This window comes from Nocardioides sp. 31GB23 (assembly GCF_040012395.1).
Taxonomy (GTDB): domain Bacteria; phylum Actinomycetota; class Actinomycetes; order Propionibacteriales; family Nocardioidaceae; genus Nocardioides; species Nocardioides salarius.
This window is the reverse complement of record NZ_JBDYKJ010000048.1, coordinates 16,919-39,129: the sequence shown is the minus strand read 5'-3', so window position 1 is coordinate 39,129 and position 22,211 is coordinate 16,919. Positions and strand designations below refer to the sequence as shown.

General features: G+C 73.6%; 16 protein-coding genes and 1 tRNA gene. 4 read left to right on the top strand and 13 right to left on the bottom strand.

Annotated features, from left to right (window positions below; genetic code table 11):
* The 8 genes from ABKW28_RS15445 to ABKW28_RS15410 all read right to left on the bottom strand — a co-directional run.
* The coding region (locus ABKW28_RS15445; RefSeq protein ID WP_348611259.1) for a DUF222 domain-containing protein at positions 1-1,262 on the bottom strand (1,262 nt) is incomplete at its 3' end.
* 141 nt (positions 1,263-1,403) lie between these two features.
* A complete protein-coding gene (locus ABKW28_RS15440; RefSeq protein ID WP_348611257.1) occupies positions 1,404-3,065 on the bottom strand; it encodes an amidohydrolase in 1,662 nt (553 codons plus the stop codon).
* Between the two features lie 46 nt (positions 3,066-3,111).
* Positions 3,112-6,708, bottom strand: coding sequence for a SpoIIE family protein phosphatase (locus ABKW28_RS15435; protein ID WP_348611254.1), 3,597 nt, complete (start codon positions 6,706-6,708; stop codon positions 3,112-3,114).
* Between the two features lie 123 nt (positions 6,709-6,831).
* Complete coding sequence (locus ABKW28_RS15430; protein WP_348611251.1) at positions 6,832-7,245, bottom strand: hypothetical protein; 414 nt, start codon at positions 7,243-7,245, stop codon at positions 6,832-6,834.
* A 104-nt stretch (positions 7,246-7,349) separates the two neighbouring features.
* Complete coding sequence (locus tag ABKW28_RS15425) at positions 7,350-9,290, bottom strand: FAD-dependent monooxygenase (protein ID WP_348611248.1); 1,941 nt, start codon at positions 9,288-9,290, stop codon at positions 7,350-7,352.
* Positions 9,291-9,371: 81 nt separating this feature from the next.
* Positions 9,372-10,127, bottom strand: coding sequence for an IclR family transcriptional regulator (locus ABKW28_RS15420; protein ID WP_193670040.1), 756 nt, complete (start codon positions 10,125-10,127; stop codon positions 9,372-9,374).
* 62 nt (positions 10,128-10,189) lie between these two features.
* Positions 10,190-10,265: transfer RNA gene (locus ABKW28_RS15415), tRNA-Thr, on the bottom strand.
* Between the two features lie 111 nt (positions 10,266-10,376).
* Entirely contained in the window at positions 10,377-10,559 is a 183-nt protein-coding gene (locus ABKW28_RS15410) for a hypothetical protein (RefSeq protein ID WP_193670041.1), read from the bottom strand.
* A 106-nt stretch (positions 10,560-10,665) separates the two neighbouring features.
* On the opposite strand from ABKW28_RS15410, the gene ABKW28_RS15405 reads away from it, so the two are divergent.
* From ABKW28_RS15405 to ABKW28_RS15395, 3 genes are read left to right on the top strand one after another with little or no spacing between them, the layout of a single operon-like run.
* Positions 10,666-11,592 carry a LysR family transcriptional regulator gene (locus ABKW28_RS15405; protein WP_193670042.1) on the top strand — a complete coding sequence of 309 codons (927 nt, stop codon included), beginning with the start codon at positions 10,666-10,668 and terminating at the stop codon, positions 11,590-11,592.
* A gap of 40 nt (positions 11,593-11,632) precedes the next feature.
* The gene (locus ABKW28_RS15400; protein WP_348611245.1) at positions 11,633-12,988 is read left to right on the top strand and encodes a flavin monoamine oxidase family protein; all 1,356 of its coding nucleotides are present in this window, start codon (positions 11,633-11,635) and stop codon (positions 12,986-12,988) included.
* 30 nt (positions 12,989-13,018) lie between these two features.
* Positions 13,019-13,417, top strand: a complete 399-nt coding sequence (locus ABKW28_RS15395; protein ID WP_193670044.1) for a limonene-1,2-epoxide hydrolase family protein — start codon at positions 13,019-13,021, stop codon at positions 13,415-13,417.
* A gap of 9 nt (positions 13,418-13,426) precedes the next feature.
* Here the strand turns inward: ABKW28_RS15395 and ABKW28_RS15390 are convergent, their stop codons facing one another.
* From ABKW28_RS15390 to topA, 5 genes are all read right to left on the bottom strand, one after another.
* Positions 13,427-15,016 (bottom strand): alpha/beta hydrolase, encoded by a 1,590-nt coding sequence (locus ABKW28_RS15390; protein ID WP_348611242.1) that lies wholly within the window; start codon positions 15,014-15,016, stop codon positions 13,427-13,429.
* Positions 15,013-16,200 (bottom strand): DNA polymerase III subunit delta', encoded by a 1,188-nt coding sequence (locus ABKW28_RS15385; protein ID WP_348611239.1) that lies wholly within the window; start codon positions 16,198-16,200, stop codon positions 15,013-15,015. Before ABKW28_RS15385 ends, ABKW28_RS15390 begins: the two co-directional genes overlap by 4 nt.
* The gene (gene tmk, locus ABKW28_RS15380; RefSeq protein WP_348611236.1) at positions 16,197-16,871 is read right to left on the bottom strand and encodes a dTMP kinase; all 675 of its coding nucleotides are present in this window, start codon (positions 16,869-16,871) and stop codon (positions 16,197-16,199) included. Before tmk ends, ABKW28_RS15385 begins: the two co-directional genes overlap by 4 nt.
* Before the next feature lie 160 nt (positions 16,872-17,031).
* On the bottom strand, positions 17,032-18,018 hold the full coding sequence (locus ABKW28_RS15375; RefSeq protein WP_348611233.1) for a spore photoproduct lyase family protein: 987 nt from the start codon (positions 18,016-18,018) through the stop codon (positions 17,032-17,034).
* A gap of 198 nt (positions 18,019-18,216) precedes the next feature.
* Positions 18,217-20,934 carry a type I DNA topoisomerase gene (gene topA, locus ABKW28_RS15370; protein ID WP_348611230.1) on the bottom strand — a complete coding sequence of 906 codons (2,718 nt, stop codon included), beginning with the start codon at positions 20,932-20,934 and terminating at the stop codon, positions 18,217-18,219.
* A gap of 281 nt (positions 20,935-21,215) precedes the next feature.
* On the opposite strand from topA, the gene ABKW28_RS15365 reads away from it, so the two are divergent.
* Positions 21,216-22,139, top strand: a complete 924-nt coding sequence (locus ABKW28_RS15365; RefSeq protein ID WP_348611227.1) for a hypothetical protein — start codon at positions 21,216-21,218, stop codon at positions 22,137-22,139.
* The last annotated feature ends 72 nt before the right edge of the window (positions 22,140-22,211 follow it).

Genomic DNA, 22,211 nt, shown 5'->3' with positions numbered 1-22,211 from the left:
GTGACCTGGTTGTCAGCCCCGACGTCGCTCTCGTACCCCGGATCATGAATCCGGCGGTGATGGTAGGGGCAGAGGAGCCGTCCACGGTCGAGGTCGGTGTGTCCGTGGCACGACCACGGGTCGTCGTGGTGGGCGTGACACATCGCCGGCGGGGCGTCACAGCCCCGGGCGGTGCAGCCTCCGTCACGGATACCCATCGCGACCCGCTGGGCCGGGGTGAAGTACCGCTTCGCACGACCCACATCCAGAGGCTGGCTCTTGCCGCCCAGCACGACAGGGACGACGCCCGCCTCACAGGCCAGCCGCCTCGCGGTAGCGGCACTGATCCGGTCACCGGTGTCGAGCGTCGCGGCCGCCAGGCCGTCCTTGAGCGAGTCGAGGGTCATCGTCACCACCACGGTCGCGTTCACCCCACCGGCCTTCGGCAGCTCATGGGGGTCGAGGCGCTCGACGAGCTCCACGAACGCCGCACCCAACCGCTGCGCCGTGGGGCGGCGTACCGGCACCGGCGCCTGCTCCTCGTGCTCGCCCTGCTCGTCCGCGTCGTCGGCGGCGCGGGAGGCGATCTGGTGCTTGGGGGCGGCGAACGCGAGCAGGGCCCGCTCCAGCATCTGGCCGGCCAGCAGCGGCACCGTGAACGAGCCCTTGATCCGGCCGTGGCCGTCCTCGCGCATCCGGAACACCGCCGACTTCTCCGCCTCGCGCTCCTCGCGGTCCAGCTGTTCGGCCTCCCATGCCTCGGCGACCTCGGGTGCGACGACCTCGAGGATCCGTCGCCCCAGCACCCGCAGCGCCTTCGCGTCGTGGACCTCCGCGAACGCGACCAGCGCCTTGGTCGCCTGCTCCAGGACCGGCGGGTCGAGGTCGTCGGGCAGCTCGTCCAAAGCTGTGCAGATCACCGACGCCTGCTCCGCGATGACGTCGCCACGACCGAGCGCTTCCCGCACGAGATCGTAGCGATCCAGCCCCTCAGCCAGGCGGACCTGGCGGAACGACTCGCGCTTCGTCGAGCGCGTCGCGTTGGAGTGCCACACCGCCACCGACGGCGACGCATTCGTCTCCGCCACCGCCACCGTCTCGGCGTGGGCGAGGGTCCGCGACTTCAGCTCGACCACCCTCGCCTCGAGCTGCGATAAGTCGACCAGCGCCTCCGCGGTCTCGGTCTGGCTCATCGACCACAGCGGAGTCTCGGCGAGCTCGTCGAGCAGCGAGTGCATGCGCGCGAGCGCCCCGTTGATGGGGTGCGCCGCGGTGGTGGCCATGAGTGAAGTATCTCAGGGCCCACCGACAAAGCACCAGGTCAGAAGCCGTTTTCCACAGGCAGATCGAAATTTTTTTCGAGGAGTTCGAGTCGGTGCGAAACTGACTGGTCGATGGTGCGAAAGTGACTGCTCGGCCGGTGGTCAGTCGCGGCGGTAGACCTCCGAGCCGCGGGCCCAGGCCGTGACCGGCTCGGCGGAGCCGATCTCGTCCTCGTGCAGGTCGAAGGGGTCGCGGTCGAGCACCAGCACGTCGGCGGAGGCGCCGACGCGCAGGTTGCCGGAGTCCTCCTGGTGGTTCGCGTGGGCGGCACCGCTGGTGTAGGCCTGCAGCGCCTGGACCAGGGTGAGCCCCTGGTCGTCGCGCATCGGCGGCTCCTCGTCGCTCTCGTCGGTGGTGCGCGAGGAGCGGTTGACCAGCACGTGGATGCCCTCCATCGGGTCGGGCGGGTTGATCGGCCAGTCCGAGCCGCCGGCCACCAGCGCCCCGCTGTCGACGATGTCGGCGAAGGGGTACTGCCAGTCGAGCCGCTCCTCGTCGAGGTAGGGCTTGACCATCTGCACGGCGGGGGTGTTGTAGCGCGCCCACATTCCCTCGACGTTGGCGATCGCGCCGAGCAGCCGGAAGCGGTTGCGATCGACCGGCGCGACCAGCTGGAGGTGCGCGAGCTGGTGGCGCTGGTTGCTCCACCCGTGGCGGCGGCGCGCGGCCTCGATGGCGTCGAGGGAGGTGCGCACGGCCCGGTCGCCCAGGGCGTGGAAGTGGGCCTGGAAGCCGGCGGCGTCGAGCGCGCACACGGCCTCGTCGAGCTGCTCGGGCTCCATGAACGCCAGCCCCCGCTCGCCACCGGCGCAGGGGCAGCGCGCCCCGCCGAGGTACGGCTCGTCGACGGCCATGGTGAGCGTCTCGGAGACCCCGTCGACCATCAGCTTGACCGACCCGGCGTCGAGGCCCGCGTCACCGAGCCGGGCCCGCTCGGCCTCCAGCTCCTCGACCTGCTCGACACCGCGGTTGCGGTTCCACCACAGCGCCAGCCGCACCCGGGCGGTCAGCTCGTCGGCCTCCACGAGGTCGAGGTAGGCCTGGGTCGGGTCGTCGATGCCGGCGTACCCGCCGACGAGCGCGTCCTGCCAGCCCACGATGCCCCACGAGTGCAGGTGCGCCTGCGCGTCGAGCAGCGCCGCACGCTTCTCCTCCCGCGTGGTGTCGACCAGGCGGTGCACCATCGCGGCCGCGGCCTCGCGCAGGGTGCCGGTCGGGTTGCCGTCGCGGTCGCGCTCGATCCAGCCGTCGGGCGGGTCGGGGGTGTCGCGGTCGACGCCGGCCAGCTCGAGGGCGCGGGTGTTGACCCAGGCGTTGTGGTGGTCGTTGCTGGGCAGGAACGCCGGACGGTGCGGCACCACGCGGTCGAGCATCTCGGCGGTGGGCCCGGTGCTGGGGTCGAAGTGCTCGAGCGACCAGCCGCCACCGCGGAACCACGCCTGGCCCACGTCGCCCTGCGCGGCCACCGCGTCGGCGATCGTCGAGAGGCACTCCTCGGCGCCGGCGCAGTCGGTGAGCAGCGCGCTGCGCAGCTCCAGGCCGCCGATGAGCGGGTGGATGTGGGCGTCGTGGAAGGCCGGCATCACCAGTCCCCCGGCGGCGTCGACCTCCTCGGCCCGGCTCCCGCCGGCCGCCATCTCCTCCCGCACCCGGTCGAGCGGGCCGACAGCGTAGATCTGGCTCCCGCGCACCCCCACGGCGTGGTCGTGGTGGTACTTCAGCCCGTCGAAGAGCCGTCCGTTGGCGAAGATCAGGTCGCTCATTGCTGCCCCGTCCGGTGGAGATCGGTTCCGCTCGGTCCGGGCGAGCCTAGGCCCGCGGAGGGGGTGAGCCGAGGTCCCGGGGGGTCCAGTCGGTCCATGCCACGGCCTCGGCGCCCTCCTCCAGCTGGGTGCGCACCTGCTCGATCATCCACGCCCGCAGGCGTACCACGTCGGGCTCGGCGCGCACGGTCAGCAGCCGCTGGTCGTCGAGCCCCTCGTCGGAGAGGGACAGCAGGTCGTCGAGCCGGACGACCTCGTCGGCCGCCCTGACCGGCAGGTCGACGGTGACGTCGAGCTCGTCGAGACCCTGCGCCTGGGCGGCCTCGACCGCGCGCCGCGTGCCCCGGCGCAGCGGCGCGAAGACGGCCAGCAGGTCGCGCACCTCGCCGACCGAGACGAGACCGGGGTCGAGCTCGTGGGTCGCGGAGAGCAGCTGCAGGTCGCGCACCAGCTCGTCGATGTGCTCGTCCTGGCGCAGCCACAGCCGCACCGGGCAGCCCCGCAGCAGCACCGGCGACGTCGGCTCGCGGCCCTCGGGAGCGTCCTGGTCGGCGGCCGGCCCGGGGGCGGGCGGCGAGTCGGGCGGGCGCACCGGGCTGTCGGCACGGTCGTCGAGCAGCCGGGCCCACACCCGGGTGCCGCCCGGGAAGCGCTCGACGCCCCAGTCGTCGGCCAGCACCGAGACGATGCCGAGGCCGCGACCGGTGGTGGGCTCACCGTGCCCGCGTCCGTCGGGCTCGGCGACCAGGCGGGGCACCACCGCCTCGGCCGGTACGACGCCCTCGTCGGCCACCGACACGGTCACCGCACCGTGGTCCAGGCGCACCGAGACGTCCATCGACTCGCCTCCGCTGTGCAGCGCGGCGTTGGCCGCCAGCTCGCCGACGCAGAGCTCGGCGTCGTCGACCAGCTCGACACCCCGCCCCCGCAGCGCCTCGCGCACGAAGTGCCGGGCGCCGGGGACGCTCGAGGGGTGCGCGGAGAAGCGGGTGCGCACGATCCGCCCGCTCGCGACAGGCGCGTCCTCTACGCCGGTCCCGGCGGACCCACCGGTTGGCCCGTGCTGGTCCTGGCTGCGCCGCCGCGGCGGGGGCCCGTCCTGCTCGTGCAGCCGCACGGCGACCAGCGCGATGTCGTCCTCGCGGAGGCTGGGCACCATCCGCACGAGAAGCCGGTCGCAGAGCTCGTCCAGGGGGCAGCCGAGTGCGTCGAGGCTGGCCAGCTCGCGCCGCAGCCGGTCGAGGCCGGCGTCGAGGTCCTCGCCGCGCCGCTCGACGAGCCCGTCGGTGAACAGCAGCACCAGCGACCCCCGGGTCAGCACGACCTGCCTCTCCTGGCGCTCGGCCTCGGGGTCGAGCCCCAGCAGCAGGTCGGGGTCGTCACCCACCAGCAGGGTGACCTCGCCCTCGGGGCAGACCACCACCGGCGGCGGGTGGCCGGCGTTCGACCAGCGCAGCCGGGTGACGCCCTCCGCGAGCTCCTCGGGGGTCTGCTCCAGGCGGGCCAGCACGGCCGTCGCGGTGGTGTCCACGCCCAGGGTGTCCAGCGCGTGGTCGACGCCGCGCAGCACGTCGGCCGGCCCCTGGCCGCTGAAGACCGAGATGCCGCGCAGCAGGTTGCGGACCTGGCCCATGGCCGCCGCGGCCGCGGTGTCGTGGCCGACGACGTCCCCGATGACCAGCATCGTGGCCCCGGCGTCCTGCACGAACGCGTCGTACCAGTCGCCGCCGACCTGGGCGGTCTCGGCCGCGGCCTCGTAGCGCACCACGATCTCGAGGTGGTCGGGCTGCGGGGGCGCGGTCAGGAGGCTGCGCTGCAGGCCCTCGGCGAGGTCGCGCTGCTCGGCGAAGAGCCGGGCGTTGTCGAGCGCCAGGCCGGCCCGTTCCGCGACCAGGGCCAGGGTGTCGAGGTCGGCGTCGGTGAAGGCGCCCCGGGCCTCGCCCCGCAGCACGGTGAGGAGCCCCACCACCCGGTCGTGCCCCTTGAGGCTGAGGACGGTGGCGTGCTCGGGCGCCAGGGCGCGCAGCAGCTCGTGGACCTCGCCCGCAGCGAAGACGCGGCACATCGACTCGGTCGCCCCGTCGCCGACGACGGGGCGATCCGCGGCGAGCACCAGCGGCAGGAAGGAGTCGTCGACCACCTGGTCGAGGCGCACCGCCGCGAACCGGTCGACCAGGTGCTGGGCGCCCGGGTCGCGGTGCCACCCCCCGACGTCGCGCAGCCCGGGCAGCCGGCCCTCGTGGCCGGGCTCCTCGACCAGCGTCGCGACGCACCAGTCACCGATCGCCGGTACCACCAGGGCACCCAGGCGGGAGACAGCCTCCCCGAGGTCCAGCGTGCCGGCCAGCTGCTCCGTGACGTCGGCGACCAGGGCGTCGCGGCGAGCAGTGCGCGCGACCTGTTCCTGCGCCTGGTAGCGGGCGGTGACGTCGACGAAGTAGACGGCCAGCCCATCGGGGTTCGGCCAGGCACGCACCTCGTACCAGGCGTCGAGCGGTGCGGGGTAGTAGGCGTCGAAGGCCACCGGGTCCCCCGACTCGACGCAGCCGCGGTAGCTGCGCTCGAAGATGCTGTCGAGGGTCGCGGGGAACGCCTCCCAGACGACCTGCCCGACGAGGTCCTCGCGCGAGCGGCCCAGGAGCCGCTCCGCCTCCCCGTTGAGGTAGGCGAAGCGCCACTCGTCGTCGAGCTGGTAGAAGGCCGTGGGCATCGACTCGAGCACCCGGGCGACGCGCGCCTCGCCCTCCTGCACGGCCGTCGTGTCGTACGCCGCTCCCAGCACCCGCACCGTCTGGCCGCCCTCGTCGCCGAGGCCGCGCCCCCGCGCCGCGATCCAGCGCACCCGGCCGTCGGGCAGGTGGATGCGGTACTCGGCGGCGTACTCGCCGCGAGCGGCGATCGCACGATTGAGCGCGGCGACGACCCGGGCCCGGTCCTCGACGTGGACGATGTCGGTGAAGGCGTCGATGGTGCCGCCGAAGGTGTCGTCATCGAGGCCGAACAGCTCGAGGAGCCGGTCGTCGAAGCGCAGGTCGCCGGTGACCAGGTCCCACTCCCAGGCGCCGACCCCGGCCGCGTCCGTCGCCAGCCGCCAGGCGACCTGCTGGGTCTCGAAGTCGGAGCTGAGCGCCGCGAGCTCGAGGTCGCCGACGACGGCGTCGGCGAGCCGCTCGAGGGTGCTCACGCTGTGGTCGGGCCAGTCGCGCGGGGCGGCGTCGTACACGCAGAGCGAGCCCACCACCTGGCCGTCGGCGACCACCAGAGGGACTCCCAGGTAGGCGCCGACAGCACCGGACGTGACCGGTGGCAGAGTGCTGACCCGGTCGTCGAGCGTGGTGTCGGGCACCACCAGCGGCGCCTTCAGACCGACCGTGACGGTGCACAGCGAGTCGGCGGCGGGTGTCTCGAGGCCGACCAGGCCACTGCCCGCGCCGTGGCCGCCCACGACGACCTGGGTCGCCCCGACCAGCGAGACCTGGGCGGAGCCGGCGTCGAGCAGGGCGGCTGCGAGCTCGCAGAGCCGGTCGAGCGAGGAGCTGCGGTCGCTGCCCGCCACCAGCCGCCGCACCACGGAGGAGCGCACGTCGGGCGGCGTCGACCGGGCAGGGTCCTGCGCGGCCCCGGGTGAGCCCGTCGCTGCCATCGTGTCGCCTCCACGCTCGCGGAGGCTGAACTCCTCCCCGCGCGTCCTGCGCGGCACCGGATCGTACCGGGAGACGGGGGTGGCGCACCTCGCCTTCTCGGAGGGGGTCGCGAACGGCACGGGTCAGCGAGGCAGCGGCACCCCGCGGGCGAGGTGGTCGGTCAGTGCGCGCCGGCTGGCCGCCTCCGTGGTGCGCAGCAGCAGCCCGGCCCCAGGGCCATCGATCTCCAGCCGCGCCGCGACCCCCCGCACCAGGGCCGAGACCTCCTCGGCCGGCACGGCGCCGGCGTACTCGACCTGCAGCGCCTCGGCGAGCTCGACGACGTCGGAGCCGGCGGCGCCGTCCCTGGAGACGTCCCCGGCGACCAGCCCGGGTGCGGTCGCCGGCGTCGCGGCCCCGGCGGCGGGCAGCGGTCCCGCCAGCAGCGTGGCGCCCACCAGCAGCACGGTCGCCGCTGCCCGGCGGCCGCGGCGCGAGACCTCGCCCGCCCTGTCGCGGACTCGGACGGACCTGGTCGGGCGGTGCGCTGGGGTCATGGCCCCCAGCCTGAGCCACGGACCTGACAGCAGGCTGACCGGCGGCTGTGAGGGGGCCGGGTCCCTGGGCCGACGACCCGCCTGTCACCACCTGTCACCGCGTCTCACCGCCGGGTCAGGGGCTCCTGCGCTCCGGCGTCGAGCAGGACCCCGGCCAGGAAGGCCGACAGCTCCCGGGTGCCGGTCAGGGGCAGCACCTGCGCGACGTGCTGGTCGGGGCGCACCAGGACCATCGCACCCTCGTCCCGGTCCACCCCGCGCAGGTCGAAGACGTCCACCTCGCCGCCGGCCGCTGCTGCCGGCGTCGTCGTCGCCGTGAAGCACTTCTCCAGGTCGACCAGGCCCAGGGCGCCGGTCCGGGGCCGCAGCAGTGCCGGCAGGTCGGCGAGCTCCACCTCGTGGCTGGAGCACGGCAGGACGCCGCGCACGTCCAGCACCGCGTCGACGTCGTCGTCGGCTCGCCGGTGCCGCACGACCGGGGACGCGGGGTCCTCCGCGAGCCAGGTCAGGGCGGCGTCCCAGGCGAGGCGGGCGCGGTCGGCGAAGAGGTAGAGCCGCCACCGGCCGTCGGCGCGGGCGGCGTGGCCCAGGTGGACCCGTCGTGCGTCGGCGAGCCGGGTGACCGGTGCGGAGTGGAAGCGGGTGCCGACCTCGAAGCCGGTCGCGAGGTGCTGGTGCTCGCCCGCACCGACCAGCGCGCCGGCCGGGTACCGCGTGGCCACGCCTGCGGTGTAGCGGCCCTGCTGGGTGAAGTACGTCGCCAGGAGGTCGTCCCGGGACCGGCTGCCCGGGCCGGGGGCCTCGCGCGTGGGTGACCCGGCCAGCATCGTCGACCACTCCTTGTCGAAGTCGATCAGCTGCTGGGCCACGGGTCGGCGCTCGGCGTCGTAGGTCTGCAGCAGCGTGGCGGCGCTGCGGCCCCCGAGCACCGAGGCGAGCTTCCAGCCGAGGTTGAAGGCGTCCTGCATGGAGACGTTCATCCCCTGACCGGCCTTGGCGCTGTGGGTGTGGCAGGCGTCCCCGGCGATGAAGACCCGCGGGGGACGCGGGTCCTCGCCGGCGTCGTCGGCGCCGTCGTCGAACCGGTCGGCGATGCGCTGGGCCACCTCGTAGACCGAGAACCACACGGTCTCGCGGACCTCCAGGCTGTGGGGGTGCAGCACCCGCCGGGCGCGCTCGACGACCTCCTCCGCGCTCATCGAGCGCACCCGCTCGCGGTCGGCCGCGCGCACGTCGCCGAGGTCGACGTAGAGGCGCACCAGGTAGCCGCCCTCGCGGGGGATCAGCAGGATGCTGCCGTGCTCGGCCGACCGGATGGCCGCCTTGACGCGGATGTCGGGGAAGTCGGTGACCGCCAGGACGTCGAGGACCCCCCAGGCGTGGTCGGCCCGGTCACCGTCGAGGCGGCGTCCGACCAGCTGGCGCACCCGGCTGCGCGCACCGTCGCACCCCACGACGTACGTGGCGCGCAGCCGGCGCGCCGCCCCGGTGCGCACGTCGCGCACGGTCACCTCGACCGGGCCGTCGCCGTCGGGGACCACGAGGTCGACCAGCTCGAGACCGTAGTCGGGAGCCAGCCGCGCCGGCGCCGACCGCATCGCCTGCAGCAGGTGGTCGTGCACCCGTGCCTGGTTGAGGATGAGGTGGGGCATCTCGCTCAGCCCGTCCTCCACGTCCTGGACCCGGCCGGTGCGCGCGATCACCGCCGGACGCTCGGGATCCGGGCCCCAGAACCTGGTCTCGTTGACCTGGTAGGACTCCTCCAGGATCCGCCCCGCGATCCCGAACGCCTCGAACATCTCCATGCTGCGGCAGGCGACACCGTCGGCCTGGCCGAGCTCGAGCGGCCCCTCGCGGCGCTCCACCACCACGGTCCGGATGGAGGGGAAGCGAGCGAGCTGGGCCGCGAGGACCAGACCTGCGGGGCCCGTGCCGACGACGAGGACGTCGACCTCCTCGTCGACGTCCTGCGACGGGCGCGGGAGGGCGGTCGACGGGGCGGTGGCCGGGTCGCCGGTGTAGAAGCCGTCTCGGTAGAACTGCACTGGAGCTCCTGGTGTCGTGGGTCGACCTCCAGCGTGCGGCAGGCCCCAGCCTGCAGAACACACGTTTCTGCCTGACAGAAACTATTGCTGTCGGTCGCCGCCGGCCTCGCGCACGTCGTCCTCCAGCGCCCTGGCGCAGGTGACCAGCTCCTCGACCAGGGGCGCCACGCGGTCGCGCGAGAAGCGGAACGCCGGCATGGCCACGGAGATCCCCGCGAAGCGACCGCCCCCGCACCGCACCGGGACCCCGATGGCACTCAGCCCCGCCTCGGTCTGCTGGTTGTTGAGCGCGAAGCCGTTGCGGCGCACGACCCCCAGGCCGCGGCGTACGCGCTGGCGCTGCGTGGCGTCGAGCCCGGCCAGCGCGACCGCCAGGTCGTCGGGCTCCAGCATCGCCAGGATCGCCTTGCCCGCGCTGCTGACGTGGGCCGGCAGCGCCTTGCCGGAGCGGTCCCCCGCCCGGATCAGCTGGGCGCACTCGACGGTGTGCACGAACCGGACCTGCGGCCCGCTGAGCACCACGAGGTTCGCGGACTCCTGCACGCGGTCGACGAGTCGTCGCAGGTGCGGGAGGGCCACGGCTCGCAGGTCACCGACCGACACGTCCGGCGCCGGGGCGCCACCCAGCATGGGCCCGGCCCGGTACGTCCGGTCGCTGGCCTGCTCGGCGAAGTCGCGGTAGACGAGCATGGCCAGCAGCCGGTGCGCCGTCGACACGGAGACGTCGAGGCGAGCAGCGGCCTCCGACACCCTCAGGGGCCCCTCGAGCAGCAGCAGCTGCGCGAGGTGCAGGGCGTTGTCGACCGAGGCGATGGAGTACTGCGGCCTGTTCTTCATGGCACGCCGACGATAGTGCGTGCTCGGCCTGGGCCTCTGCGACCGCTGGCCGCAGGGGCCGTTGGAGCCGCCTGTCGGAATCGAACCGACGACCTTCTCATTACGAGTGAGACGCTCTACCGACTGAGCTAAGGCGGCGTGCTGCCCGTTCCGGCATCCGGCTCCGGGCAACGCGGGTGAGCATACAGACGCCGCCCCGGCCGCGAGAAATCAGGCGGCGGGGGCGGCGGCGTACGGCGTGGGCCTCGCTCAGGCGGCGAGGACGCGCTTGCGGGGCTCGGAGTCGGCCCAGCCCAGCGGGGCGGACTGCTCGGCGCCGCACCAGCAGGTGAAGGTGGCGATCGGCCCGGTCTCGGAGCCGGTCACGGCCGTGAACTGGGAGGGGAAGATGAGCTGGCGCTTGCTGCAGGAGGTGCAGACGTGGGTGAGCACGGCGGTTCCTTTCTCGACTCGGAGACGTGGTGTCTGCGACCAGTCTGACTCGCCAGTAGCAATAGGGGTAGCCTGACTTTCCTGCGGAAGGCATAGGATCATCCTTGTGCTATCTGTGCACCAGCTCACATGTTTCCTCGCCACCTACGAGCAGGGTTCGCTGACCCGGGCGGCCGAGGAGCTCGGCTACGCCCAGCCCTCGGTCTCCGAGCAGATCCGGGCCCTGGAGAAGTCGCTGGGCGTGCAGCTCTTCCACCGGGTCGGGCGCGGGGTGGAGCCCACCACGGTCGCCGAGACGATGCGGCCCTACGCCGAGCAGGTGCTGGCTGCCATCGCCGAGACCGAGCGGGCGGTGGCCAGCGTCAAGTCGCTCGAGACCGGCACCATCCGCTTCGGCATGTTCGGCATCGCCCGCCTGTACGCCGGCTCCGCGCTGATCGCCGACGTGCTCAAGCGCTACCCCGGGGTGCGGGTCGAGCTGGTCGGGCAGAACTCCACCGAGGTCGTGGAGGACCTGCGCCGCGGCCGCCTCGAGGCCGCGATGCTGGCCGTCTCGACGGTGGCCAGCGAGGGCATCTCCGTGCGCCCGGTGGCGCGCGAGGAGCTGGTCTACATCAGTTCCGACCCCGAGCACCTGACCAGCCCGGTCACCGCGCACCGGTTGGCGCAGGCCTCGCTGGTGATGCCCGAGACGACGTACCGCGCGGTCGACTCCACCCGGGCCACCCTGCGCCAGATGCTCCACGAGACCGGGCGCAACCCGCAGAGCAGGATCGAGGTCGAGGACGTCGAGACCGCCGTCGAGCTCGTGGGCATGGGCCTGGCCGACAGCGTCATCCCCCGGGGTGCCGCCGAGCAGCTGCTGCCCCGGCTGGCGCCGCGGGCCGGGTTCGTGTCGCTGCGTCCGCGCCAGTTCGACACCTTCGCGATCGTGCACCGCACCAACGCCGTCCTCTCCCCCGCCGCCCGGCTGATGATCGAGCTGGCCACCCGGCGGATGCAGGCGATCGCCGAGCCCATCAACCCTCGCTGAGCGGCGCCCGCGTCACTAGGCTGCCGCCGAGGAGGTGGCCATGGACACCCACGACGTGGTGGTGGTCGGCGCCGGCCTGGCCGGTCTCTCCGCGGCCCGGGCCCTCACCACGGCCGGTCGCTCGGTAGTGGTGCTCGAGGCACGCGAGCGCGTCGGCGGCCGCACCGAGGGCGCGCACCTGTCCGACGGCCAGTGGGTCGAGCTCGGCGGGCAGTGGATCGGGCCCACGCAGGACCGCATGTACGAGCTCGTCCACGAGCACGGCCTGCGCACCGTGGCGACGTACGACGACGGCGAGATGCTCTTCTCCCTCGGCGGACGCACCCGGCGGATGAGCAGCGCCAAGGGCGCCGTGCCGCGACTGAACCCGGTCGCCCTCGCCGACCTCGCCCAGGGCGTGGCCCGCTTCGGCCGGATCGCCCGGCGCGTCGACACCGAGCACCCGTGGCTGACCCCCGACGCCGGGCGCCTGGACGCCCAGACGCTGCACACCTGGGTGCGCCGCCACCTGCGGACCGCCGCGGGGCGCGCCTACTTCGACCTCTTCGCCGAGGCCGTCCTCGCGACGGGGTCCGGCGACGTGTCGCTGCTGCACGCGCTCTTCTACACCCGCTCCGGGCAGGACCTGGACACGCTGATGGCCACCGGGGCCGGCGCCCAGCAGGACCGCGTCGAGGGTGGCTCGGTGCTGCTGAGCGAGCGGATGGCCGAGCCGCTCGACGTGCGCCTGGGCCAGGTGGTGGGCCAGGTCGAGCAGGACGACCGGGGGGTCACCGTCGGCACCCGTGACGGCCGACGCTGGCGGGCGCGACGCGCGGTCGTGGCCCTGCCGCCCACCCTGGCCGGCCGGCTCGTGCACCGGCCGCTCCTGCCCGCCCTGCGCGACCAGCTGACCCAGCGCACCCCGGCCGGCAGCGTCATCAAGGTCTACGCCGTCTACCCGACGCCGTTCTGGCGCGAGGAGGGGCTCAACGGCCAGGTGGCCTCCGACCGGGGCCCGGTGAAGGTGGTCTTCGACAACTCACCGCCCGGGTATCCGCGCGGCATCCTGCTCTGCTTCCTGGAGGGCCCCGCGGCTCGGGAGTGGTCGGGCCGCGACGCGGCCGAGCGGCGGCAGGCCGTCGTGGACTGCCTGGTCGGCTACTTCGGCCCGCGCGCCGCCGAGCCCGTCGAGTACCTCGAGCGCGACTGGTCGACCGAGGAGTTCACCCGCGGCTGCTACGGCGCGCACTTCACCCCGGGCACCTGGACCGGCTTCGGCAGCGCGCTGCGTGAGCCCGTGGGCCGCGTGCACTGGGCCGGCACCGAGTGCTCTCCGGTCTGGAACGGCTACATGGAGGGCGCGGTCCGCTCCGGTGAGGCCACCGCCGCCGAGGTGCACTCCCGGCTGGGGTGAGCGCGTGCCGTGTGTCCCTAGGCTGGCGCCATGACCGAGCCCCGTGACGTCGTCCGCGCCTTCCTCGAGCACCTCAGCGCCGGGGACACCACCCGGGCGAACGCGCTGCTGGCCCCCGACGTCGAGTGGCGCAACACCCGGCTGCCCACCGTGCGGGGCGCCAAGGTCGCCGAGGCCCTCGACATGCTCACCGCGCGCGGCGTCGGCGTGCGCGTCGAGCTGCACCACGTCGGCGCCGACGGGTCCACCGTGCTCACCGACCGCCACGACACCCTGACCTGGAAGGCCTACGGCAGCCGGTTCCACGTCGACGGCACCTTCGAGGTGCGCGACGGGCTGATCACGCTGTGGGACGACCGGTTCAGCTGGGGCGAGGCCTCGGTCGCCTCCGTGGCGGGGCTGCTGCGGCTGCTGCGCTCCGGTCGCTGAGCGCCTGCCTCAGCAGGTGGTGCCGTCGTCGGGGACGGTGCCCTCGATGAGGAACCCCTCGATCGCCTCGTCGACGCAGGCGTTGCCCGAGTTGTAGGCCGTGTGGCCGTCGCCCTCGCGGGTCAGCAGCACGCCGGGCTCGAGCTGGTCGGCCAGCGCCTCGGCCCACTCGTACGGCGTCGCCGGGTCACGGGTGGTGCCCACCACCAGGATCGGCGCCGCACCGTCGGCGGTGATCTCGTCGAGGCGGGTGGAGGGGTCGGGCTCGACCTCGAGGCCGCGGCAGCCGACCAGGCTCCAGGCGAACACCTCGCCGAGGGTCGGCGAGGCCTCGAGGAAGTCGGGCACCTGCGCCGGGATCTCCTCGACCGGGGTCGAGGACGGGTCGTCGAGGCAGTTGATCGCGTAGATCGCCTCGGAGGAGTTGTCGGTGTAGCTGCCGCTGGGGGTGCGCGAGGCGTAGGTGTCGGCGAGCAGCATCAGGGTGGTCCCGTCGCCCGCGAAGGCGGCCTCGAGGGCCTGGCTCAGCAGGAACCAGTAGTCGCTGACGTAGAGCGGCGTGATGATGCCGTAGAAGGCGCTGCCGACGGTCAGCTCGCGCTCGCCGGGGGCGGGGATCGGCTCACGGTCGACCTCCTCGAGGAAGGCGACGATGCGGTCCAGGCCCTCCTGCACGGTCTCGCCGAGGAAGCAGGCGCCGGCCTCGACGCAGTCGGCGACGTAGGCGCGCAGCGCCCGCTCGAAGCCCGCCGCCTGACCCAGGTTGAGCTCGCGGCTGGTGAGGCTGACGTCGACGGCGCCGTCGAGCACCAGCCGGTCGGCCCGGTCGGGGAAGAGCTCGGCGTAGGTGGCACCCAGCTTGGTGCCGTAGGAGGCGCCCAGGTAGGTCAGGCCGCCCTCGCCCAGCGCAGCGCGCAGCACGTCCATGTCCTTGGCGGCCTCGACGGTGCTGACGTGGGCGGCCAGGTCGCCGGAGCGCTCGACGCACCCGTCGAAGAAGGCCTCGAGGCCGGCGACCAGCGCCTCGACCTCGGCCGGCTCGTCGGGCGAGGGGTCGGCTGCCAGGAAGTCGGTCAGCTGGTCGTCGGAGAGGCAGTCGACCGGCGCGGAGCCGCCCGTGCCGCGGGGGTCGAAGCCGACGATGTCGTAGCGGGCCAGCAGCGGTGCGCGGAAGACCGCGTCGCCGGCGGCGGCGTACGACGTGCCGGGGGCGCCGGGTCCGCCGGGGTTGACCACCAGCGAGCCGAGCCGCTGCCCGGGCTCGCTCGCCGGCACCCGCAGCACCGCGATCTCGATCGTCTCGCCGCCGGGGTCGGTGTAGTCGAGCGGCACCTGGAGACGGGCGCACTCGTGGTCGGCGTCGCTCTCGCACGCCTGCCAGTCGAGGGACTGGTCGTAGAACGGCGCCAGGGCGGGGTCGGGCGGCTCGGTGGCGTCGCCGGAGGGGGTGGTGCTCGGCGCCGGGCCGGTGCGCGGCTGCTGCGGCGTCTCGTCGCCGCCGAGCAGGCCGCCCAGCACCAGGGCCAGGGCCAGGCCGAGGGCGCTGAGGACCATCGCCAGGACGACCACGATCGCCACGACCTGCTTGACCGACCTCAACGACCGCTCCCCTCGGGCACCATCAGGGCGACCATCATGGCCTCCAGCGCCAAGGCGGGCTGCACGTTGAACTCCAGCATCTGCTCACGGGCCTCGAAGACCGCGTCGATGCGGCGCAGGTTGAGCTCGGGGCTCGAGGTGCGCACGACCTCCTCGACGTCGGGGCGGATCTCCTCGTTGACCAGCGCGCCCGCGGCACCGACCGCGATCGCGATCGCGTCGCGGTAGACCGAGACCAGGTCCATCAGGCTGCGGTCGACGACGTCGAGGACGCGCCGCTTGGCCCGGGTCTTCTGGCCCTTCTCCAGCGCGGAGAGGGCTGGTGCGTACTCGCGCGGGCGGCGCCCCCGCTCGACCACGCCGTAGGAGGCGTCGAGGTCGACCTTCTCGCGGGCGTCGAGGTCGGTGGTGATCGCCTCGGCCTCCTCCTTGGCGACCTCGACGAGGTTGGCGGCCGCCTGCATGCAGGCCCCCAACGTGGTCAGCTTGGCGGGGTAGAGCACCACCTCGCGCCGCCGGTTGCGGGTCGCCTCGTCGGTGGCCAGCGCCCGGGCCCGGCCGATGTGGCCCTGGCTCGCGCGGGCGGCGTACGACGCGAGCGCGTCGGGCACGCCGAGGGTGCGGGAGAGGAAGGCGGCCACGTCGGGCGAGGTCGGGGTGGTCAGCGTGACCAGCCGGCAGCGGCTCACCACGGTGGGCAGCACGTCCTCGAGGGTGGGGGCGCAGAGCATCCACACGGTGCGCTCGCCGGGCTCCTCGATCGCCTTGAGCAGCGCGTTCCAGGCCCGCTCCGTGAGCCGGTCGGCGTCCTCGATGATCAGGATCTGGCGGCCCGGCCCCACCGGTGACAGGGACGCCTTGCGCACCAGGTCGCGCACCTCCTCGACGCCGATGGAGAGCTTCTCGGTGCGCACCAGGGCGACGTCGGCGTGGCTGCCGACCAGCGCGGTGTGGCAGCCGTGGCAGTGCCCGCAGCCGGCCCGGTCGGGGGCGTTCTCGCACTGCAGCGCGGCGGCGAACGCGATCGCGGCGTTGGAGCGGCCCGAGCCGGGTGGGCCGGTGAAGAGCCATGCGTGGCTCATGCCGTGGCCCGACGCGGCCGAGCGCAGCGCCTTGATCGCCGGGCGCTGGCCGACCAGGCGCTCCCAGACGGTCGAGGTCACCTCGTGGGTGGGCGCACTCACGGCGCCACCTGCTCGGGCTGCTGGGGGCCGGTCAGCGCCTGCAGCAGCGGGACGAGCCTGGCCTGCACGGCGGCCGCGACCTCCTCGACCGGGGCGCGGGCGTCGAGCACCAGGTAGTGCTCGGGGTCGGCGGCGGCCATCGCGACGAACGACTCGCGCACCCGCTGGTGGAACTCCAGCGACTCGCCCTCGATGCGGTCGCGGCTCTCGAAGCGGCCCAGGCCCGCGGCGGGCTCGAGGTCGAGGACCACCGTCAGGTGCGGGCGCAGGTCCTGGGTCGCCCAGCGGGCCACCTGCTCGACCTCGGAGACCGGCAGGCTGCGCCCGGCGCCCTGGTAGGCCAGCGTGGAGTCGACGTAGCGGTCGGTGACGACGACCTCGCCGCGCTCGAGGGCGGGCAGCACCAGCGTCTCGACGTGCTCGGCCTTGTCGGCGGCGTAGAGCAGCGCCTCGGTGCGGTCGGCCAGCGCCCCGGTCTCGGGGGAGAGCACGATCTCGCGCACCCGTCGGCCCACCGGGGTGTCCCCCGGCTCGAAGGTCAGGACGACGCGGTGGCCCTGCTCCTCCAGCCAGGTGCGCAGCAGGCGCGACTGGGTCGACTTGCCGGAGCCCTCGCCGCCCTCGAAGCACACGAAGACGCCGCGCTGGGTGTAGGTGCCGGGCGATGTCACGGCCCCGAACCTACGTGGGGGCACCGACACCGGCCAGCACCGGTCCACAGCCGTCCCCTGCGACCGGGGCTCAGAAGGCGTAGCGGACCCGGCAGTAGGGCATCCGCGCGGCCAGCAGGTCGGTGAGCTGGTCGCGCCACCGCGCCTTCCAGGGGGCGCGCTAGCGCACGTTGGCCTGCCCCGAGTGGCTGGTCTTGGGCTCCTGGAGGTCCGGGCGCCACAGCAGCTCCTCGCCGCGCGGGTGCCAGCCGAGGTTGACCTCGTGCAGCGGCTCGTTGTGGGTCAGGAAGATGATCTCGCAGGCCAGCTGCGCCTTCGCCCGCTCCCCCAGCACGTCGTCGACCTGCTCGAACAGCTCGGCCCACTGGCCCAGCCACTGCTCGTGCACCACGACGGGGCTGAAGTTGAGGTGCACCTCGTAGCCGGCCTCGACGAAGTCGTCGACCGCCTTGATCCGCTCGGCGATGCGCGAGGTGCGCAGGTCGAGCCGGTGCGCCAGCGGCTCGGGCATCAACGAGAACCGTACCCGGGTGCCGCCGCGCGGGTCCCAGTCGAGCAGGTCGCGGTTGACCAGTTTGGTGGCGAAGCTGGCCTTGGCCCCGCGCAGGTCGCCGAAGAGGTCGACGAGGTCGCGCACGTTGTCGGAGACCAGCGCGTCGGCCGAGCAGTCGCCGTTCTCGCCCAGGTCGTAGACCCAGTCGACGGGGTCGCACTGGTTGGGCTCGGCCTTGGGCCCCTGCCGCGCGGCGTGGCGGGCCAGGTAGCCCGCGATCCTCTCGATGTTGACGAAGACCGTGACCGGGTTGGCGAAGCCCTTGCGCCGCGGCACGTAGCAGTAGCTGCAGGCCATCGCGCAGCCGTTGCTGGTGGACGGGGCGATGAAGTCGGCCGAGCGGCCGTTGGGCCGCGCCTGCAGGCTGCGCTTCCCCCCCAGCACCAGCACCTCGCGCTTGGTGCGCACCCACCGCTCCACCCCGCCGGGGTTGCCGTAGAGGCCCGGGATGTCCTGGTGGGAGGCCACCTCGACCCGCTCCGCGTCGGGGAAGCGCTCCAGCACCTGCTGCGCGCGCGGCCACCGCTCGATGTCGGGCTCGTGGTAGATCCGGCGCACCTGGAGCAGGCGCTCGGCTGCGGTGGGCGGGGGCACGGGCCCAGGCTAGGCAGGCCCACCGACGGCGCCCCGACGGCGTACGCCGCCCGGCCCGCGGTGGGCGAGCGGGCGGCGTACGACGGGTCCGGGTGAGCCGCGCTTGTCAGGGAAGTCCTGCGCTTGGTGGGTGTTGCAACCCCTGACAAGCGCAGGAGTCCCCGGCCGGCCGGGGACTCCTGCAGGGGGCCGGAGGCCTCAGGACTTCTTGGCCGAGGCCTTCTTCGTAGTCTTCTTGGCGGCGGCCTTCTTGGTGGTGGCCTTCTTGGCCGCCGTCTTCTTGGCCGGGGCCTTCTTGGCGCCCTTCTTCGCGGCCTTCTTGGCCGGTCCGCGGGCGCGACGCTCCTCGAGCAGCTCGGCGGCGCGCTCGAGGGTGAGGTCCTCGACCGTGTCGTCCTTGCGCAGGGTGGCGTTGTACTCGCCGTCGGTGACGTACTCGCCGAAGCGGCCCGACTTCACCACGACCGGCTGCCCGGAGACCGGGTCGTTGCCGAGCTCCTTGAGCGGCGGGGCCGCGGCGGCCCGCCCGCGCTGCTTGGGCTGGGAGTAGATCTTCAGGGCCTCCTCGAGGGTGACCGTGAAGAGCTGGTCCTCGCTGGTCAGCGAGCGCGAGTCGGTGCCCTTCTTCAGGTACGGGCCGTAGCGGCCGTTCTGGGCGGTGATCTCGTCGCCGGTCTCGGGGTCCTCGCCGACCACGCGGGGCAGCGAGAGCAGCTTGACGGCGTCGTCGAGGGTGATCGTGTCGAGCGACATCGACTTGAAGAGCGAGCCGGTGCGGGGCTTGGCGCTCTTCTTGGCGTCCTCGGGCAGGTCCTCGGTGACGTAGGGGCCGAAGCGCCCGTTCTTGGCCACCACGCGCAGCCCGGTCTCGGGGTGCGCGCCGAGCTCGATCTCCTCGCCGGCGGGGTTGGCGAAGAGCTCCTTGGCCTTCTCGAGCGTCAGCTCGTCGGGCGGCAGGTCGTCGGGCACGTTGGCGCGCTTGCCGACCGGGTTGCCCTCGTCGTCGGGGCCCTCGAGGTAGGGGCCGTAGCGGCCCACCCGCAGGTTGACCCCCGAGTCGGGGCCGCCCACCGGGAAGGTGGCCAGCTCACGGGCGTCGATGTCGCCGAGCTCGTCGACGAGCTTCTTGAGCCCGACGAGGTCGTCGTTGCCGTAGTAGAACTCGCCCAGCTCGGTGTTGCGCTGCTTGCGCCCGGCCGCGATCTCGTCGAGCACGTCCTCCATCTGCGCCGTGAACTCGTAGGAGATCTGGCGCGGGAAGTGCTCCTCGAGCAGCCGGATCACCGAGAACGCCAGCCAGGCCGGCACCAGGGCCGTGCCCTTCTTGTAGACGTAGCCGCGGTTGAGGATCGTGCCGATGATCGAGGCGTACGTCGAGGGGCGGCCGATCTCGCGCTCCTCGAGCTCCTTGATCAGCGTGGCCTCGGTGTAGCGCGCCGGCGGCTTGGTCTCGTGGCCGTTGGCGCTGATCGAGGCCGCCGAGACCGCGTCGCCCTGGGCGAGCTGCGGCAGGCGGGTCTCCTGGTCGTCGGAGGCCGCACCGTGGTCGGTGCCCTCGACGTAGGCCTTGAGGAAGCCGTGGAAGGTGATGACGCGACCGCTGGCCGAGAAGACGACGTCCTCGCCGCCCGAGGCGGCTCCGCCGAGGCGGATCGTGACCGACTGGCCGACGGCGTCCTTCATCTGCGAGGCGACGGTGCGCATCCAGATCAGCTCGTAGAGGCGGAACTGCTCGCCCTTGAGGCCGGTCTGGGCGGGGGTGCGGAACGACTCGCCGGCGGGCCGGATCGCCTCGTGCGCCTCCTGGGCGTTCTTGACCTTCGAGGCGTAGGTGCGCGGGGCGTCGGGCAGGTACTCCGCGCCGTACAGCTCCTGGACCTGGGCGCGCGCCGCGTTGACCGCGGTGCCCGACAGGGTCGTGGAGTCGGTACGCATGTAGGTGATGAAGCCGTTCTCGTAGAGGCGCTGCGCGACCGACATGGTCACGCTGGCGCCCATGCCGAGCTTGCGGCTGGCCTCCTGCTGCAGCGTCGTGGTGCGGAACGGCGCGTAGGGCGAGCGGCGGTAGGGCTTGGACTCGACCGAGCGGACGTCGAAGGTGGTCTCCGACAGCCCGGCGACCAGCGCCTCGGCGCGGGTGCGGTCGAGGTGGACGACCTTGCTCTCTGCGGAGGACTTGAGCACGCCCTCGGAGGTGAAGTCGGAGCCGCGGGCGACCCGGCGCTCGTCGACGGAGTAGACCTTCGCCGGGAACATCCTCTGCTCGTGCTTGGAGCCGGCGTCGAAGGTGCCCTCGAGGTCCCAGTAGGAGGCGATCTTGAAGGCCATCCGGTCGCGTTCCTTGTCGACGACCAGGCGGGTGGCCACCGACTGCACGCGCCCGGCCGACAGGCCCGACATGACCTTCTTCCACAGCACCGGGGAGACCTCGTAGCCGTAGAGGCGGTCGAGGATGCGGCGCGCCTCCTGGGCCTCGACGAGGTCGTCGTTGATGGTGCGCGGGTTGTCCACGGCGGCCTGGATCGCCGACTTGGTGATCTCGTGGAAGACCATCCGGTGCACCGGGATGTTCTTGGGCTTCAGCTCGTCGAGGAGGTGCCACGCGATGGCCTCGCCCTCGCGGTCCTCATCGGTGGCGAGGTAGAGCTCGTCGGCGTCCTTGAGCAGGCCCTTGAGCTTGGTGATGTGGCTCTTCTTGTCGCGCGGCACCACGTAGTAGGGCTCGAAGCCGTTGTCGACGTCGACGGCCAGGCGGCCCCACGGCTTGTCCTTGATCTTGGCCGGGGTGTCCGCGGCCGACTGCGGGAGGTCGCGGATGTGGCCGATGGAGGACTCGACGACGTAGCCCTGGCCGAGGTACCCGCCGATGGTGCGGGCCTTCGCCGGGGACTCGACGATCACCAACTTGTGTGCCACTGCGTGTGTCATTCCTTCGAGAGGTGTGGGGAGGGACGGCGTTGCTCCGTGCGGTGCCCCGGGTGCTGGCCGAGGCACGACCCCCGAGGGTCCCGCCGGCCGTCACGGTAGCGCGTGCGGCGGCGTACGCCGCTGCTGCGGCGTGGCCGCGGACGCTTTGCGCAGGTCAGGGGCCTTGCCGGCACCTCGGGCCGCGGCGCCTGTGGAGGACCGGCTCGACGCGGCCGGCGACGTGCCAGCCTCGTCCCCCCACCTCCCGCCGCGACCTCCAGGAGTTCCCCGTGACCGACCTCTACGGCGCCCCGCGCCGGCGTCCCCGCTACGACGACCGGTACCTCGACGAGCCATCCTTCGACGACGCGCGGTTCGACGGGCCCCGGTTCGACGGGCCCCGGTTCGACGGGCCCCGGTTCGACGGGCCCTGGTTCGACGAGCCCTGGGAGGAGGCGGCGCGCTCGGACGGCCCGGTCGAGGACCGGCTCACCGAGCTGGTCTTCCTCGACGGCCGCCTGGTCTCCCACTCGACCCGCCCGGTGACGGGCACGGCGTGGGCGGCCTTCGCGGCCCGCCGCGACCGCGAGGAGCGCCAGCCGCCCCCGCCACCGCCGACGCCGCGCTGGCAGCACGTGCTCGACTGGCTCGCCGACCGGGTCGGCGGCGAGGCCGCGCTGGCCGCCCTCGACGCCGCGCCGCTGGGCGAGTCGCCCGACCTGCCCGACGACTACCCCAGCCGCGCCGAGCGCCAGCGGGTCGAGGCCGTCGCCGAGCTGCTGGACTCGGTGGCCGGGCGCTGCTTCGACGTCGAGGTCGCCACCGCGCTGCGCACCGCGCTGCTGACGCTGTGGCGCCTCGAGCCCGAGGCCGTCAGCCGCGCCAGCAGCGCGGCCGCCTGCGCCGGGGGGATCGCCTGGGCGGTCGCCAAGGCCAACGGGCTGCTGCACCCCGCGGGCGACCTGCGCGTCGGCACGCTCAAGGACCACCTCGACCTGCGCGGCGCCCCGTCGGCGTACGGCGCCACGGTGCGCGCGGGCCTGGTCGGCTTCCGCCACCTCGCCTCGCTGCACCACCGCCCGATGGGCGTGCCCGACCTGCTCGACCTGGGCCACCCCGACCTGCTCACCGGCGCCACCCGCGCTCGCCTGCTGCACCTGCGCGAGCGCGCCTGGGCCGCCCGCGACGCCCACCCGGCCCGAACTTCGCCCTGACCCGGCCCAGATCTCACGCCGACCCGGCCCATTCTTCCCACCCACCCGGCCAGGACCGACAGCTCGTGCCGC